The sequence below is a fragment of the Arcobacter sp. 15-2 genome (genome assembly GCF_047159865.1).
Classification (GTDB): domain Bacteria; phylum Campylobacterota; class Campylobacteria; order Campylobacterales; family Arcobacteraceae; genus JAIOSF01.
Genome location: NZ_AP038804.1, coordinates 1,966,780 through 1,988,103, shown reverse-complemented (window position 1 = coordinate 1,988,103; position 21,324 = coordinate 1,966,780). Strand labels below are relative to the sequence as shown.

The window sequence follows — 21,324 nt, the reverse complement described above, 5'->3', positions numbered from 1 at the left end:
TAATTTTATGACGCTGCAATAGTAAGTGATATGTCTTGTGTAGCACCACCATTATCAGTATCTATTAGATATGTTTTATCTGTAGCAGTACTAGATAAACTAATATCATCATAACTCCAGTTTGTACCACCATCATCAGACCATCTATAGTTAGCATCACTTGTACTAATGTTTACAGTATCATCTCCAGCTCCACTAATAGTAAAGTTCGTATTTGTACCATCTAGCCAACTATTTATATCTGAAGCATCCATATTAACTGTATTGTTATCTACTAAGTTAAGTGCTTCAATATTGCTAAATGAATCAGCTGTAAAAGTTTGACCAGAATAACCACTTATATTAACCGTATCAGTACCAATTCCACCATCTACATCATTGATATTTGAGAAATCTAATGTAAAATTATCATCCCCCGTTCCACCAGTTATTTTAGATATTGAACCTTCATTTCCTGAATCAATTGTAACATTATTTCCACCATCTTGTAACTCTAACTCTTCAAATCCGTCTAAGTTAGTAAAATCTAAATTCCCATCAAATCCTAAACTTAGCTTATCATCTGTACCTTCTAAACCTGTTAAAGTATGAGATCCTAATTTATTAAATTCTGATAAATCATCTAACACAACTTCATCTGTACCTGCTGCAAAATCTATATTTTCTATATTTGATACATTGGATAAGTTACTAAAGTCAAGTGTTCCGTTTGTTTGAAAATCTAAAGTATCGCCTGTTCCTGTGTTTGCTCCACCATCAATAGTCATAGAACTTGTTAAATCTTCCATATCTATTTTTATCGTATCATCACCACCTCTTGTGTTGATAGTTGTAAAACCTGCATCTGTGATCTCAGTTCCACCAAGAGTGATAGTATCAGATCCACTATCACTTAAGTTTAATGTCTCAAAATTAGATAAATTTGTAAAATCTGCATCTGTGTATGTTCCACCTGCATCTGTGATATTTAAGACATCAGTGTCACCTGCTCCTGCATCTATGTTATCTGCACTTGTTAAATTTGTTTTTGCAATATTTACAATATCACTTCCACTATTTAGATTTAAATTTACAGTATCTAAAGCATTATCACCTAATGTTACAGTATCAGCACCCGTAAAGAAATCAACTTTATCTATTCCACTTATGTTTGTAAATACATTACTATTCAATGCTCCACTATTACTGAAACTTATAGTATCCGTTCCACTACCTACAATTTTATCTGATGTAGTTAAGTCTGCTATATCTGCATAAATTACTTCATTTGTTCCTGTACCTAAGTTTAAAGTTACATTATCAAGTTTTGTATCGTTATCTGCTATTGTAACAGTGTCATTTCCTGTATGAAAATTAACTTCTGATACATTTGTAACATTTGCAAAATCTCCACTTGTAATAACACCAGCTGTTGTAAATGTTATCTTATTTGTAGCATCTACACCATTGATAGTATCTAAATTACTTAAATCATCAATTGCATAATAAAATGTATCTACACCTGTTCCACCAGTAATATTAAAGTTTTTAGTACCAACAGTTATAGCATTTACACCATTTGCTAAATTTATATTCTCTACATCTATATTTGTAAGTTGAGTTGCTGTTATAGTTCCTGCATTTATAAATTCTATGATGTCAGTTCCACCATTCCCATTTATAGTATCTGCACTACTTAAATCTGTTATAGTGAATTTAAATGTATCAGCATTATCTCCACCATTTATAGTACCACTATTTGTACCTACGGTTATAGTATTTACTCCACCATCTTTTAAGTTGATAGTTTCTATTCCAGATACTCCTGATAAGTCACTTGTACCTGTTGTAGTTATATTTAATGTATCATTTGAACCAGATGTTGCTGTTATAGTATCTGCACTTGTTAAATTTGTAGAATCTACATTTACTATATTTGTTCCACTACCTAGTGTTACTGTGTCATCTCCACCCATTAAATTTAAAGTCGTATTTTCATCAGTAAGTTTGATAGTGTTACTACCATTTCCTTCATTTACTACTATATTACCTGTAAAACTATCATCAACTAATGAACTTAAATCTATATTAGAGTTAGCTGTAGCACTATTTAAGATAATAGTTCCTCCACCTGTAAGCTTCATAGTACCCGTTAATTGTGTTGAAGAAAGAGTCAATGTAGCACCATTAGCTACATCAAATCTATCAATTCCAGCTCCTAAAGTCTCACCACTTAAATCTACATCTCCATTTACATCAAGAGTGATATCTCCTGTACCAGTTTTTGAGATACTTGCAAAATTATTATTAGCAGGAGTCGCTGTATCTGCTGTGATAATCACTTCTCCACTTGCATTGGTTGCTATTGCTATTGTATCACCATTAAAATCAGCGGCTGATACTGTTACTTTTTTTGTATCTGCTACATTTATATTTGATACTTGGTTATCAAGTCCTCCACTTAGATTAACTGTACCATTTGCTGTAATAGTTTCAAAGTTTGCAATATTTGTACTTGCAAATGACAATCCATCTGCACCGATAATTAAATTATCAGTACCATTAGCTCCACCATCAACATTTGTCAAACCTGTTGTATCTATTATAGTTACAGTATCATCTCCAGCTCTTGTATTGATTGTATCAAATCCTGCTTCTTGTATCTGTGTAGATCCTAATGTAATTGTATCATTTGAACCATCACCTAGATTTAGTGTCTCAAAGTTAGATAAGTCTGTAAAGTCTGCATCTGTAAAATTCAAACTTCCGCTTGTATCTGTAATATTTAATACATCTGTTCCACCTTTTGCGTCTATTACATCTGCACTACTTAGGTTTGCTTTTGTTATATTAAAAGTATCAGCCCCGCTTCCACCATTTATGATAGTTGTATTTGCACCAACTTTTACAGTATTTGTTCCATTTGCAAGATTGATAGTTTCTATTTGGTTTACATTTGTAAGGTCTATAGATGTTCCAGCTGTTGTGATATTTAATGTATCATTTGAACCTGCTGTTGCATCTATAGTATCTGCATTTGTTAAATCATTTGCTTTTATATTTACTGTATTTGTTCCAGTACCTAGTGTTACTGTGTCATCTCCACTTGTAAGATTTACAGTACTATTTTCATCGTTTAAAACAATTGTATTGTTTGCTGTGCCGTCATTTACTGTTATTGTACCTGTGTAACCATCATCAACCAAAGATGATAAATCAATATTTGCATCAGCAGTAGCACTATGAAGCTCAATAGATCCTGCACCTGCAATAATCATAGCACCTATTAATTGAGTATTAAAAAGTGTCAGAGTTTGAGAAGCTGCTACATCATATCTATTTATAGCACCTAAGTTTTGATTTTTTAAATCAACTGTATTATCTACATCTAAGGTGATATCTCCATTTCCAGTATTGGTTAAGTTTGCAAAGTCATGGTCACTAGCTGTTGTAGTTGACTTGATGATTAAATTTCCATCTCCAATAGATACTACATTTTCATCATCAATTTGTGTCGCTTTTACTGTAAGTGCCATACCAGTTGCCACATCAAACTCATCAAAAATATTTCCAGAGATTCCTTCTATATTTTTACCACTTAGGTCAAGATTATTATTTACATCTAAAGTGATTTTTCCTGTTGCATCATTTTGTACTGTAATATTATCAAAATCATGATCATTCATATTAGTTGTTGCTTTTACTATGATTTGTCCGTTACCTTCTGTATGTAACTTCATAGTTTGTCCATCTATATCTTTAGCACTTATAGTTACTATTTGTCCATTTTTTGCCAATATCTCTTCAAAGTTTAGTAGTGTAATATCTGATAAATCAACATTTGTACCAATTACAGTTAAGCTATCAACTCCTGCACCTGTACCACCATCTATAGTGTCTATTCCAGAGATATCAGTTAATGTTACAGCATCACTTCCTGTACCTAATTTTAATACTTCAAAGTTTTCCAATACATCATCGTTTGAACCATCATCTATAGTAATAATTGCTCCGTTTACATCTACTGTAGTAGCTATTGTAGCTTCACTATAATCAGCTGTATCAAGACCATCACTATTCGCTCCTGCATCCATCCCTACAAATGTAGTATCAGCACTTATAGTATCTTTTCTAAAAATATCTGCTTTGCTTGTACCTACAAAGTTTTCAAACTCTATAAACTTATCATCACCATTTCCAGTTGCCGTACCTGCATCAAAATCAATCGTTACATTATTTGAAGCATTTGCATAAGTTAAAGTATCATTTCCAGTTCCACCAATGAAACTATTAGAATAAACACTACCATGTGCTGTGTCATCGCCACTTCCTAGTTTGATATTTTCAATTCCTACTACAGTGTCTGTTCCTACCTCTACACCAGTAGCTCTATTGATTGTCAGATCAATATCTACAGCTGTTGTATGTGTACTATAGTCGATCCAGTCACCATTTGACTGATCAGTATCTCCACCATCTATATAGTCATTATCTGTATCAACACCTGCAAATATTCTATCAGCTCCAGCTCCACCTAGAAGTCTATCAGCTCCTGTACCACCTTTTAGTGTATCATCTCCTGCCATACCTTCTAAAGTATTTGATTCACTGTTTCCAACGATACTATCTGCTTGTGTATTTGACCCTATTAAGTTTTCTATATATTTTAGAGTATCTGCTCCATTTATATTTACTGTAGTATCTATACCATTTTCATTTAGTGTCACATTTAATGATGCATCAACTCCACTATAATCAACAGTATCACTATCATTTCCACCATCAAACAGATCTGTACCAGCATTACTTATAAATATATCATCGCCATCATCACCATACATTTTATCCGATCCAGTTCCACCATCTATTTTATCATTAGCATCTCCACCATGAAGTTCATCATCGCCAGCTAATCCATAAATAGAATCATTTCCACCTTGTCCATAGATAGTATTTCCATAATCTACATTTTCATTATCACCAGTTAAAGTATCTCCTGAACCACTTCCAATAATATTTTCAAAGCCTGAGATAGTATCTGTACCTATATTTGCACCTGTTGAAGTTAAATTAGAACTATCAAGATTTACCGTAACCCCTGCTGTAGATGTAGTATATACAAGTGTATCGATTCCATCACCACCTTTTAGGATATCATCTCCAGTTCCACCTTCAACAATATCATCTCCAGATCCTACATCTATATCATCAGCTCCACCTAAGCCTTGAATATAGTCATTTCCAGCTCCACCTGTGATAGTATTATTTTTACCATCTGCTCTTATATAGTCATCTTGGTCACTTCCATCAATATGCTCTATTCCATAAAACTTCGTAGAGTTACCATTGAACTCAATATTATTATCAGTTGTCATATCAACTGTTATCTCATATAAAGCCGGATCTGCATCTGGATTTATCAATATGTCGCTATTCGCATCATTTACTATTCCTGCACCTGTATTTACTAAAATTATTTTATCATCCAAACTTGTATCTGTTGAATCATCTCCACCATAGATATAGTCAGATTTTCCAACCTCATTTGTAGAGAGAGTAAAAGTATCTGCCCCATCTTTTCCATATAATATATTTGTAACACCATTGCTACCTATGATAATATCGTCATCTTTTGTAGCAACTACATTTTCTACATTTGTAATAGTTTGATCATTTCCAAAAGCATCTGTACTTGTCTCATCTTGTAAATTTACAGTGATACCTGTACCATCTGTACTATCTTTAAATATAACAGTATCTTCAGCTGTTCCACCATCAATTCTATCAGTTCCCTCTTCATCATATATGATATCATCACCGCTATCACCATAAAGTCTATCATCACCGATTCCACCCCAAAGAGTATCTTCATCTGCTCCACCAGTGATGTTGTCAGCACCAGCATCACCATAGAGTCTATCAGCTCCACCATCTCCAGTTATTCTATCAGCTCCAGTTCCACCAAAAATTAAATCTGCTCCTGAATACCCAGAGATATCATCATCTCCACCCATACCAAGAACTGTATCATCACCTTCATAAGCATCAATATTACTAGCACTATCATCATCAACCATTATGTCTTTTACGGTACTTAAATAGTATGTTTCAAAATCTGAACCTGTACCATCTTTATATAAATAATCTTTTTCACTAGAACCTCTTGATATCTCAAAAAAGTCATGACTTCCATCTGCTATTGTAGATAGTCCAGATACTGTTTTACTTACAATTGTAGCTGATACATTTGTATCACCTGAGCCATCATCATTTGTATCAATTGAAGTACCTTGAAGGATTATATTCATACCAGAACCTGAATAATTATGTCTATAATCTAGTCTATCTCCTGTATCACTACCACCAGATACATTCCAAGCTGTATAGGTATCTGCTCCACCTATGAGTATATCATTTCCACCACCAGCTGTTGCTCTATCATTTCCGTCACCTAAATCATAAGTGTCATCACCTGCTCGACCTAGTATATAATCTTCTCCACCAAACATAATAAAAGTATTATTAGCTGTACTTCCCCAAGCTCTTGTATTTTGTGTATATGAAGTAGTTTCACTACCAATGATATTTTCAAAATTTGTAGCTGTTACAGTACCTCCACCATCATTTCCGTTTAAGTCAATTTCTCCTCTATAAGCATACTCTAAACTTAACCAATCACCATCTGTATGATCTCCACCATCAAGATGATCACTACCAGAATCTGATAAGAAAATTGTATCATCCCCATCATTTCCATATAATGCATCATATCCAGTATCACTACCTCTTAAGATATCACCTTGGTCCGACCCTAGAACTCTTTGAATACCTGATAAAGTATCACTTGTACCATATCCATCATTTACAGTTGTTTGAGAAGTAAGATTTACTTCTATTTTATTTGTATTTTCATCAAAAGCAGCTTCATCCCAAAATTTATCAAAGGCTACGGTGTTTGTGTTTGCTCCACCTGTTATAATATCAGCACCTGTTCCACCATAGAAAGTATCATTTCCAGCTCCACCATCGAGTGAATCCTCTCCAGCTCCACCTACTAAAATATCAGCACCTGTTCCACCATAAAGTGTATCTACTCCACCTTTTCCATCAAGAAGATCATCTCCCCCATATCCATAAATTTTATTTTCACTATTATTACCAATAAGTGTATCTCCAAATGCTTCAGTACCACCAAGGTTCTCAATCCCTTTGATTCCCTCTTCTGTTACTGTAGTTCCATCTGTAACTAAAGTACCATATCCATCATCAATAACAACACCAGTAGTTGTAGCATCTCCATCACTATCAACTTTGCTTAAATCCACCCAAACTCTATGTTCAGCAGCTCCACTTAAGTCAGCAGGATAGTTAAAATCTAAAATATCTTCACCAGCTCCACCATCGTATTGGTCACTACCAGATCCACCTCGTAAAGTATCATCACCTTCTCCACCTACAAGATAATCAGCTCCGCCATGCCCATAAAGAATATCATCTCCTGTATATCCATCTAGTGAGTTGTTTGCACTATCTCCACCTAATGTATCTCTATAAGTAGTCCCTTTTAAGTGTTCTATTTGAAAAATTGAAGTAACACCAAGTCCACCAGTAACAGAGCCACCTATCATATTTGCTGTCACACCTACATTGTATTCAGTCCAAATCCCTGTATCTGTATAATCTTGCGTATTTAAATCTACATTTGTCATATCAGTTACAGCTTTATAGTATTTTCCATCTACACTATTTAAAACTACATCATCTCGATCAAAATCTAAAGAGGTAGTAGTACTACCGTCATTTGTACCTTGAAGTACTCCAATAGCTTCAAAACTTAACCAATCTCCACCATTATTTCCAACACTATCTGTTGGATCATGAATATCTGCTCCATCAACTAAGCCACCATAAATTTTATCTCCACCATCGCTGGCTATAATAGTATCACTTCCTGTACCACCAATAATAGTATTATGTGCTCTGTCACCTTTGATGATATCATTATTGTCTGATCCTATTACACCTGTAATATTGTATAAATCATCATACCCATCACTAAATCCATCATCCATAGTTTCATGTGCTACATCTGAACCTGTTTCATCTTTTTTATCAAGATATACAACAACTCCACTTGTAGCATCTTCATAAGTTACAAAATCTGTACCAGATGCACTATTTGATGTTATATTATAAATATCATCTACATTTCCACCATATATAGTGTCATTTCCAGCTTGACCATTAAGAGTATCACTTCCATCAGAACCTACAAGAATATCATCTCCAATACCACCATTGATGATATCATTTCCAGCCCCACCATCTAAAGTATCTTCAAAATCTGTTGTAGTAGTATTTGTTGTAGTACCATTAAATCCATTTATAGAGTCACCATAAGTTGAACCTTTAATTATCTCGATATGGTCTTTTAAATAGTTTGTTTCCCCATTTACAACAATGTCTCCAAAATCTCCACCTATACCATCTTTTAAATTAGCAACAATTTTATAGTCATTTTCTGTACTAAAAGTAAGTAAATCAACTCCTGCTCCACCTGTTACACTATCATTTCCACTTCCTGTTACAAAAGTATCATTTCCAGCATCTCCGAAAAGTTTATCATCATTTTCATTTCCATAGATAGAATCATTTCCTTCTCCACCATATAAAGTATCTTTTCCTGTTCCACCTTTTAAGATATCAACACCAGCTCCACCATCAATATAGTCATTTCCTTGATTTCCTTCAATTGTATCATCACCCGCATTTCCTAATAAACTATTATTACTACTATTTCCATATATCTCATCAGCTCCAATAGTACCAACAGCATTTTCAATACCATCTAAAGTATCTACTACATCATTTCCACTTGTATCTTTTGCTCCATTTTCATCAGCAGTACCATTTAAATCAACTTTAACTCGACCATCTAATTCAAGATTTGCATCTGATTCAGTAATAGTATCAAACGATGAGATATATAAATTTGTTCCATCGTGTGAGATACTTCCCTGGTTCGATGCATTTGCATTAAAATCAGCCACAAGACCATCTAATATATCACTTAAATTTCCTGTACCATCAGAAGTAAAGTTTATATTTGTTCCACCTATTGCAAAACTATAACTCGTAGTAGCTAGAGCAGTTACAGCTATACGATACATATTGCTGTAGTCTACTGTATCACCTTTACTTCCGTGTGCTCCACCTATAATTTCATCAGCTCCAAACGAACCATAAATAACATCATCACCCTTATATCCATCAAGAGTATTAACAGTGGTAAAATCATCATCACCTTTTAGTTTATCATTATTCTTAGTTCCACGAACATTAAAAATTCCCTCAACAGAATCATAACTATTAGCTTCATCGCCTATTTGCACTATCTCTTTTTCATTATTTGTAGTGGAATCTTTATCATCTCTACTTAAGTCGGCATCTATAGCTCTTGTATCATCTATATAACTATAATCTACCCAGTCACTTCCATTAGCACTACTATTGCTTATCGACCAATCAGTCATATCTATAGTTACATCTCCACCATAAATAACATCTCCATCAAGCCCACCTAAGATAGTATCACTTCCACTTTGACCTACAATAGTATCAGCACCATCTCCACCATAGATCACATCTTTGCCTCCACCTGCTAAGATGATATTTATATTTTCATCTCCAATAATAGTATCAGCATGAATAGAACCTATAATATCTTGTATATCTTGAAGCTTATCAGTACCCTCTCCTGTAGCTGTCAAAGTCGCTAAAGTTACCTCTTCTTCTAAACTTAAGTTATAGTCACTAATAGATGATGATAGATTTATATTGATACCAGTTGAAGAACCACTGTAATCAACAACATCTCTAAATGCATCATCTCCATCAGCTAGTGTAGCAGTATTTCCATAGATAAAGTCATCACCCAATCCACCACTAAGTGTATCCGCACCATCTCCACCTACTAATGAATCTGTACCAAAACCACCAAACATAGTATCACTATCATCTAATCCAAACAGATTATTATTATTTTCATCTCCTGTAATAATATCTTTTTGATTTGTTCCTTTGATGTGTTCTATCTCAACTGCAGTTTCTGTATTTCCAAAACCATCATTTGTAACATTGTCACCATCTTTATCACTTAAATCTACAACAATACCTTGTGTACCAGCACTAAAATCAGCTAAATCATTTCCAAGTCCACCGTCAAGATAATCAACTCCATCAAGACCTATAAGTGTATCGTCACTATTTCCTGCTTCTATAGTGTTGTCATCACTACTTCCTGTAAGTGTATCTACACTATCTGTACCAATTACATTTTCAATATTGATAACTAAATCATTTTTACCAATACCAGCTGATACAGCTGTTCCAGCTTCTAAATTTACTACAACTCCAGAGATAAGATCACTATAGTTAACAGTATCTTCATCATAGTGAGAATCACTCATTGTCATATTTGTAAGATTTGTCACCTCATCTGTTAGTGTGGAGATGATGATATCATTTGTACCATTTATAGAGATAGCACCTTTTTGTACTGCAACATTATCTGCATTAAAAGCATCTACTATTGCTTGGGCTACTGTAGCTTTGTCATCTCCTGCTCCTACATTTACAGTTATCACTGTTCCATTTATCTCAAATGAGTATAAAGTTTGACCAGCTGTAAAAGCAAGCAAGAAGTCTTCCCCACCATGAATAGTATCACTTCCTGCTCCACCACTAATAGTATCATTTCCTGCATTTCCAATAATAGTATTGTCTAAAGAGTTTGCTTTTACTATATCTATACCAGCACCACCCTCATAGTGTTCTATACCACTTATCAGATCTTCATTTGACCCACCAATATTTACTATACCATCAGCAAAATCTACAGTGATATTTTGAGATTCATAAGAGTAGTCAACTAAGTCATTGGTACCAGAACCACCTACAATAGTATCTTTACCAGCTCCACCTACAAAAGTATCGTCATTTTCTCCACCATCAAGATAGTCATCTCCTGCTCCACCTTTTAGTGTATCATTTCCTGCATTTCCTTTTAGTGTATTTGAAAATTCATTTCCAGTGATAACATCTATACCACTTGTTCCTGTGATATTTTCTATATTTTGTATCTTATCTATATATCCACCATTTGCATCTGTTACAGTTACATTATTATACCCCTCACCATCAACTGTTTGGGTTAGGTCAACTGTGATACTTGTAGCTTCATATTGAGTATAATCAATTGTATCACCTTTTCCTCTGTATGGATTTGTAGAGCCTTGAGTTGTACCTGCATCTATAGTATGTTCACCACCATCAAACTTATCAGCTCCAGTTCCTGCATAGAAGTAGTCATCACCTTTTCCACCTATTACAGTATCTTCACCACCACCATCTTTGATAACATCATCTCCATCTTGTCCATCTAAGATGTTTTTTAAATTATTTCCTGTGATATTATCACTTGCTTGTGAACCTGTGATATTTTCAATAGAAGTATAAATATCTATACCTATACTAGTACCAGTTGCATTTCCACCTGTTGCTGTAAGTGTTGCATCTATAGAGTTTGTTTCACCTGCATAATACGCTGTATCACTTCCCTCGTCACCTTTGAGTTTATCATCATCAGCTCCACCTATAAGTGTATCATCTCCATATCCACCTAAAAGCTCATCTTCTCCTGCTCCACCATCAAGTGTGTCATCTCCATATCCACCATAGATCTTATCATCGCCATCTTCTCCATAAAGCTCATCATCATTTACCATAATATTACTACTAAGTGTATCATCTCCATAGATAGTGTCATTGTCAGTTCCACCATAAATAGTATCTATACCATCTCCACCAACTAAGAAGTCAGCTCCAATAGCACCATTGATATAATCAGCTCCACCATTTCCTAAAAGGCTATTAGACTCATCATTTCCTACTAAGCTATCGTCATTTTGTGTACCTGAGATATTTTCGATATTTGCTATGATATCTTTTTTATTATCAGCTGTATCTGTAAAGTCTCCATCAGTATCGGCATCTATTATCACTTCACCATTGGCTAATTTAGCAAAAATACCACCATTTCCTAGAGTTCCACCATTTTCATCTATACCTATACCTGAGTAGTCAACAGTATCACTATTATCTCCACCATCTATATCATCGCCTGTATCAGATATATTGGCTTGTGTAAAGTAGTCATCTCCTGTTCCACCTTTTAGTATATCAGCTCCTGCTCCACCAATGATTTCATCATCACCTGTTCCACCATCTATATAGTCAGCTCCACCTGCACCATCAAGTTTATCAGCTCCAGCCATACCTAGAAGTGTATTTTTAGAAATATCACCTGTGATAATATCATCAGCAGTACTTCCTGTTACATTTTCAATATTTTTGATAAAGTCATTGTTATTACCTGTGATAAATACCTCTGCTAGTGTACCCTCATTTAGAGTTACATTGATAGTGTTATTTTTAGAGCTATAGTCTATAGTATCTCCATATACTTCTTCTCTTGAATTTGGAACATCACTTTCACCACCATCTATAGTATTTGTTACACCAGATTTTGTGATAAACGAATCATCCCAATCACTTCCTATAACATTTTCAATACCTTTTATAGTATCTGTTATTACAGTACCACTTACAGTCTCTTTTGCAGTTTCATTTTCTAAATCTACTTGTACTCCTGTAGATTCAACAGCATCATAATCATACTTAACAGTATCAACTCCACTTCCACCTATAAGGATATTTGCTACAGAGTTTCCTGTAATTGTATCAGCACCACTTGTACCTGTGATATTTTCTATATTACTTATAGTGTCATCATTATCTGTGTTTGAATGTGTTCCATCATTATCATAAACTGTAACTATTGATGTTCCACTATTTTGAAGAACTACCTCTATTTTATTATCAGTATCTGTTAATGCACTATAATCAACTGTATCGCCTAAGCCATCATTTGTAGTAAGATCTCCATCTATTACATCAGCACCATCATCCCAAGATGAAGCATAGAAAGTATCATCGCCACTATTTCCTGTTAAGAGATCATCTCCAGCTCCGCCATACAGAGTATCATTCCCTGCTCCACCTTCAAGTATATCAGCAGCTCCATCATCAACAGTTCCAGCATCATTATCATCTCCATAAAGAATATCATCTTCAGTTCCACCTAAAAGATGATCCGCTCCATCTTTTCCATAAAGAGTGTCATTTTGCCCTTGACCATACAGAGTATTTGTATCACTATTTCCTGTAAGTGTATCACCCTCTATATTTGAACCTTTTACATGCTCTATACCATAAATAGTATCTGTACCTTGATCTTGTGAAGTTGCGGTTCCTGCTAGGTTTGCTTCACCTAAAGTTACAGTCATCCCTTTGATAGCTTGTGTATAATCTATCAAATCATTTTCACTATCATCATCAGCAATACCTGCACCATTACCTGCATATACTACATCATCTTGGTTATCTGCTGCTCCAAATTTGAAAGTATCAGCTCCATCTCCTCCATATAAAGTATCATTTCCTATACCACCTAAAAGAGTATCATCTCCTGCTTCTCCATATACAGTGTCTGTACCATCTCCTCCATCTAGTGTATCTTTACCATCTCCACCGTAGATTTTATCATTTCCACCTAGTCCAAAAATAGTATCATCACCACTACCTACTAAATCTCTTGCTTCGTTGCCACCATATAAGTAGTCTCCTCCATCTTGCCCAGATATTAAATCATCTCCACCTAAACCTTGTACTTTGTTTAAGTTTATATCTCCTGTTAGAATATCTTTTTGATTTGTACCTATGAGATGTTCAATTCCACTGAACTCATGTGTATAACTTCCTATAACTACATCAGCTCCTGTTTCAAGATTTACAGTTACTCCTGTAGTTGTGATACCGCTATAGTCTAAAGTATCGTATTCACTTCCACCAATAATCTCATCGCCACCAACATCGCCTATATCCACCTCACTTATAAGGAAAGTATCAGCACCAGCTCCACCATCTAGTTTATCAATTCCTAGTCCACCTTGAAGTGTATCATCTCCTGCATTTCCTATTAAAGTATTTGATTGAGTATTTCCTGTAAGTGTATCATCATTTTGTGTACCTGAGATATTTTCAATACCATAGAGTCTATCTATAAATACAGAAGAATCATCACTATCTAGTCTCACTTGAGCAGTTGAATAACTATTTGCTCCATCAACTATTGTTGTACTTAGATTAACTACAAGATTGTTATTTGTATTTAAACTATTACTATAATCTACCATATCACCTATATCATGTGAGTCACTTGATACAGTCCCACCATAGATTAAGTCATCTGCAGATGAACTTACAAAGGTATCATCTCCAGCTCCACCTTGGAGTATGTTTATAGCAGTACTACCGGTAATATTATCAGCCAAATCTCCACCAATAGCATTTTCTATAGAGATAAGAGTATCTTTATCATTTGCATCAATAGTTGCTGTTCCTAGTTGTAAATCTAATGTAACTGATTTAGTTGTAAGATATTCGTAACTTACAGTATCATACTCTACACTTGACTCACTTTCACCTTTTTTATATCCATAAATAGTGTCTATACCATCATTCCCACTTAATGTATCAGCTCCTGCACCACCTTGTAGTTCATTTACTCCTGCGTTCATAGTGATGATATCATCACCTGCTCCACCAATAATATTTTCAATCTCTTTGATAATGTCATTATTTCCGTTATTTACACTTACAGTCCAAGCATCAAATCCACCAACTCCATCAAAATCAACTGTTGAAGCTACACTTAAATCAACTGTAATATTTTCACTTACACCTAAAGCACTATAATCAAGTGTATCACTTCCAGCAACTCCACCATCATAATAATCAGCTCCATCATTAGCACCAGTTGCAACTATAGTATCATCTCCAGCTCCTGCATAAACAGTATCAGCTCCATCTCTAGCTTCGATATAATCATCACCTGCTTTTGAAGTGATAATATTTTTTACACCATTCCCATAGATAATGTCATTTGCAAAATTTGACCCTATAACATTTTCTATACCATAAAGTTCATCTACACCTTGACCTTGATCTCCTGTAGCTCCATCACTTCTTCCCTCTTCACTTCCTATTTGATCTAAACCACCAGTAGCTGTTACATCAAGATCTATAGTTAAAGATTCTAAGGCATTTGTATAATCAACAGTATCGATTCCACTATCTATATGAACGCCTCCAGAATTTACACTTCCACCATAAAGTTTATCAGAACCAACTCCACCTGTAAGGGTATCATCTCCATCTTCCCCATAAAGCTTATCGTCACCTGCTCCACCTAAAAGTGTATCGTTATCTGCTCCACCAAAAAGATTATCAAGACCACCTTCACCACTGATGATATCAGCTCCAGCATTTCCTAAAATAGAGTTATTTTGACCATCACCTTTGATACTATCACTATCTTGTGTACCACTTATATTTTCTATGTTTAGGAGTGTATCTTTTCCTGTTTGTCCATTTACCGTAACCTCTACTTCATTTGCTCCATCAAGTGTAACTTCTATACCATTTGTAGCAATATCTCCATCATCGTCAATTACAGAATAATCAGCCCAATCACCAGTACCAACACCACCATCTACATAATCAGCACCATCATCACTCCAAGCATCCATAACACCATCATTATTTGTATCAGTCCCTGCTATGAAAGTATCATTTCCACTTCCACCTACAATTGAGTTATCACCACTTGAACCTATAAAAATATCTGCTTTTGTAGAGCCTATGATATGCTCTATATTTTTTATAGTATCGACATCTCCTGCTTGGATAGTTTGAGCTGAAGTTGTACTTAGGTTTACATTCACACCATTTGCAGTATAGTTTGCATACGAAATAGTATCTTCTTCACTTCCTACTCCACCATCTATAGTGTTTGCTTTTGAATCCTCATTCATGATAAAAGTATCTTTACCACTTCCACCTATAGCATTTTCGATACTTACTAAAGTATCTGTTTCGCCTGATGTTGTAGTAGCTATATTGTTTTTAAAATCAACAGTTACTGCTAACGATTTTTCACTATAACTAGCTGTATCACTTCCTAATCCACCATCAAGAGTATCATCACCTAATCCACCACTTAAAAGATCATCTCCTTCAAGTCCATAGATTTTATTATCATCATTAGCACCTGTGATAGTATCATCACCTTTACTTCCAGTAACATTTTCTATATTTACAAGATAGTCTGTAAATGTTTTTGTTCCATTATCATAAGTTACAACCGCTTCAAAATATCCATCAGTAGTATTCACCTCTCCAACTTCTGTTGAAAGGTTTACAACTACTTTGTCTAATGTTGGATCAGTTACAACAATAGCTTCATAACTAATACTATCACCTGAAGTTTCACTCCCTTCATTTCCATCAAATCTATTTGAAGCACTAAAATCTGAGATAAAAATATCATCATAAGCTGAACCTATAGCATTTTCTATAGAGTGAAGAGTATCTGCTCCATCTCCTGTAGCTGTTTGGTTTGCAAGGTTTACAGTTACACTATTTGAAGCATTTTTATAAGTAACAGTATCACTTCCATCTGCTGAATTTATAGTTGAACCATCTCCACCATATAAGTGATCATCGTTTGCTCCACCTTCAAGTGTATCATCTCCATATCCGCCATACAGTGTATCAGTACCATCACCACCATAAAGAATATCAGCTCCACCTGCAACATCAGCATTTAAAGAATCATCACCATAGATAACATCTCCCTCAGTTCCACCAGAGATTTCATCATCACCTAGTCCACCATAAAGAGTATCTTCACCAGCATCACCACTAAGTGTATCATCATCAGCTCCACCATCTATAACATCTATACCTGAACCACCTCGAATGATATCATCTCCAGCTTCTCCATACAATGAATCTTCACCTATACCACTACCACCATAAATAGAGTCATTTCCAGCTCCACCATAAATAGTATCATCATCAGCTCCACCATCAAGAAATTCATAAGTTGTAGAAGTAGTTGCATTGTCTGTGTTATCTCCACCATAGATGATGTCATTTCCAGCTCCACCTTCGATATGGTCTGTTCCAGCTTCTCCTTTTAAAATATTTTTAGAACTATCCCCTATGATTCTATCTTCGTTTTGTGTTCCTGTGATATTTTCAATATTAAGTACAGTATCATCTCTTACTACAACATCACTATTTGACTGATCTTTAAGTAATAAATCTTGAGAACCTAAGTTCACATCTACAAAATAATTTATATTTGTCACACCACTAAAATCAACAGTATCTCCAACTGTAGTATTAGCTCCACCATCTATGATATCAGCTTCAGCTCCAACAGAAGCACTAGTGATAAGGAAAGTATCATCTCCATCTTTCCCTTCTAGTTTATTACTATCACTGTTTCCTGTAAAGGTATCATCTCCAAAACTTCCTATAATATTTTCAATATTTCTTAAAGTATCTGGATTTTGTAAAGTTCCTGTAACTGTTACTGCTACATTAGCAGTAGTTGTATTACTCAAATCTACGACAATTTTATCTGTAGCATTTGTAAGTGATGAGTAATCTACTGTATCATTTTCATCATTGATATTTTCAACTCCTGTAGATAAAACATATCCACCATCAAAGATATTTGAAGCTGCATTATTTCCTCTAAAAGTATCATTATATTGTGAACCTATTACATTTTCTATAGATACAAGTGTATCACTTCCTTGCTCTCCACCTATAGCTTGGGCTATGTTATCAATCCCTAAATCTACATTTACACCAGATGTAGCTTGATTGTAATATGCTGTATCATTTCCACCTGTTCCACCATCAAGATAGTCATCACCTTTTCCACCCTCTAAGATATCATCTCCTAGAAGACCTTTTAGAGTATTGTTTTCATCATCTCCATAAAGTGTGTCATCTCCACTTGTAGCAACTATATTTTCGATATTTGATATTTTATCAACAACAGTTGAACCACTATATCTTACCGCAACAGTATTATTTGTAAGATCCAAAAATATATTATCTGAAGCTTCAGTTCCTGTATAGTTAGCACCACCTATATCAGCTTTTAAGTTACTATAATCAACAGTGTCTCCATTTATTTCATCATCTTCAACTCCACCTGCAAAACTATTTGCTTTTGTGAAATTTGTATAAAAAGTATCATCATACGAAGACCCAATTACATTTTCTATACTTATAAGTTTATCACTTCCTTGACCACCACCTATAGCTTGGGCTATATTATCAATCCCTAAGTTTACAGATACACTTCCTATAGCTTGGTTGTAGTATGCTGTATCTCCATTGGCATCTTCTGTTCCACCATCAAGTGTGTCATCGCCTGCTCCACCTTCAAGTGTATCATCTCCAGCGCCACCTTTTAAAATATTATCTAAGTCATTTCCATAGATACTATCTGCTAGGTCTGTTCCTGTTACATTTTCTATATTTGAAATTTTATCGTCGTTTGTTGCATCTGTAAAATCTGTTGCTGTTGTATCACTTACCATAAGTGTAGATTGAGCACCAGCTGTTCCTAAAGTTACTCGAATAGCAGCTGTTGTTCCTAAAGCTGAGTAATCAACAGTATCAGACAATCCACCCTCACCATCTATAATATCAGCTCCATCATTTTTACTTGTAGCATTAAAAGTATCAGCTCCATCTCCACCATATAGTAAATCGACTCCCCCTTTACCCTCTAAGGTATCATCTCCATCTTGACCTTTAAATTTATTTCCAGAACCATCACCTATAATTATATCAGCAGAAGATGTTCCATAAATATTTGTTATACCATATAACTTATCTGTAGATTCTAAAGAAACACCATCTACAAAATCACTATCTAGGTTTGTTACTGAATTAAAAATATTTGATTTAAAAACTTCTGCATAACTATTTGTACCATCTGAAGTAAGAGAGCTTAAATCTACTCTAATTTTAGTAGCACCCGCATAATCAACTTTATTAAACTCACTTGCATCTATACTATGTGTACCATTAGAAGCTATAACCCCTCCATAAATAGTATCTGATCCAGAACTTCCATAAAAATCATCATCATCAGCTCCACCAACAAAAGTATCTTCAGAAGAGGAACCTGTCATAGTATCTTCATAATCAGTTCCTATAACAACTTCTATACTATCTAAATCATCAGCTCCACTATCTCCATCTTGGGTAACCTCTTGAGCTACATTTGTCATATCTACAATAATTTTTTGTGAAGCACTTGAATAATCAGCTACATCAGTTCCTGAACCACCTTTTAGTGTATCATCCCCACCTGCACCATAAAGTGTATCGTCACCTAAACTACCATCCAAAATATTATTTTGATTATCACCTGAGATAGTATCATTTGCGCTACTTCCTATTATATTTTCAATATTTTTGATTTTATCATTTGCATAAGTATCAACAGTCACTGTTGTATAAGTATCAGCTTCAATATCAGAAAGATCTACAGAGATAGATTTACTTATAGCACTATAATCAACGGTATCAGTATCTACACCACTTCCAACACCACCATCGCCATCTATAATATCAGCTCCATCATCGCCATCTTCTAGTACTTTGTCTTGTCCTGCTAAGACATTATTATCAAGACCCGCTTTAAAGGTATCTTTTCCATCTCCACCCAACAGAACATCATCTCCACCTGCACCTACAATGATATCATCTCCTGCACTTCCTTGAAGTGTATTTTTATCATCATCTCCACCGATGTAATCATCGTTTGTACCACCTTTGATATTTTCAATATCTTTAAGGTAATCAGCCGCAACAGCTCCTATAGTAGCTGTAGAATAATCAGCTAAATCTGTACCTACTTTTTTTAAGTTTATATCTAATTTTAAAGTTTGATCAGAATAATCTATACTATCCCCATCGGTTTCACCATCTTCTCCACCATCAATAGTATCAAGACCTGCTCCACCACTAAGATTATCATCTCCAGCTCCACCATAAAGTGTATCTGATTCTGTTCCTCCTAGAAGATTATCATCACCTGCTCCACCATGAAGCTCATCGTTTCCAGCTCCACCATGAATATAATCTTCTCCATCATTCCCTTTAAGTGTATTTTTATAAGTATCACCAATGATTCTATCATCACCAGCTCCACCTGTAACATTTTCTATATCAACTACATTATCTGTATAGTCAACATCATCTCCTATAGCTACTGTTCCTTGTGTGTCTGTTACAGTTGCAACTTTACTTGTAGCTGTATCTATTGTTATATTCAGATTTTGATTTGATGTAAGATTTGAGTAGTCAAGTGTATCTCCACTTCCAACTCCACCTTCAACTATATCAGTCCCATCATCTGCTCTTAAGATAAACGAATCATCACCCTCTCCACCTAAAAGATGATCATCTCCACCAAGTCCTTCTAAAGTATCATTTCCTTTAAGACCTTCTATTTTGTTTGACTCACCATCACCTATTAAAGTATCAGACTGAGATGAGAGATCTGTCCCTATGATATTTGTAAAGTTTGATATATCATCATTTTCAGATGTAGTACCACTTGTTAAGTTTACAGTAACACCTACAGCTGAACTTGCAAAAGAGATAGTGTTTTTTTCTGTATTGTTTCCACTACCATCGTTTGTAAATCCACCATCAAGAACATCAGCTCCAGCTCCACCATCGATAGTATCATCAGAAGCTCCACCTTTTATAGTATTTACAAAACTATTCCCAGTAATAGTATCAGAAGCACTACTTCCTATGATGTTTTCAATACCTGAGAACTTATGATTAGTTGTATCAGTTCCTACTTTTACAGTAGTTTCCCCTGTACCATTTGCCATAGTTAAAGTAATAGTATCAACCATATTGCTATAATCTACAGTATCACCTTTTCCTACAGCTGCATTTATAGTTCCTTGAGAGTTACCAACTACAGTATGTTTTCCACCAATAATAGTATCACCTTTATTATCAGCAATACTTCCTTTTACAACAAAAGTATCATCGCCACTAGAACCATCTAATATATTGGCTTCATCACTTCCTGTAATAGTATCATCGCCACTACTACCGATAACATTTTCAATATTTACAAGCGTATCTGTTTGTTCTATCGAACTATCTGAATTTTTGATCACTTGACCCACTGGACTTCCAGCAGACAAATCAACTTCAACATGATAAGAGCTATCTGTAATACCACTATAATCTACCGTATCTTTATTTGAAGCATCATCTGTATCAGTTTGACTATCCTCAAATCCATCAAGCACATCATCA

The 21,324-nt window shown here is 34.8% G+C and carries 1 protein-coding gene; it reads right to left on the bottom strand.

The features are described 5' to 3' along the window. Positions 1-5 precede the first annotated feature (5 nt). Complete coding sequence (locus ACMCMH_RS10080) at positions 6-21,317, bottom strand: hypothetical protein (protein ID WP_412725173.1); 21,312 nt, start codon at positions 21,315-21,317, stop codon at positions 6-8. Positions 21,318-21,324: the final 7 nt, after the last annotated feature.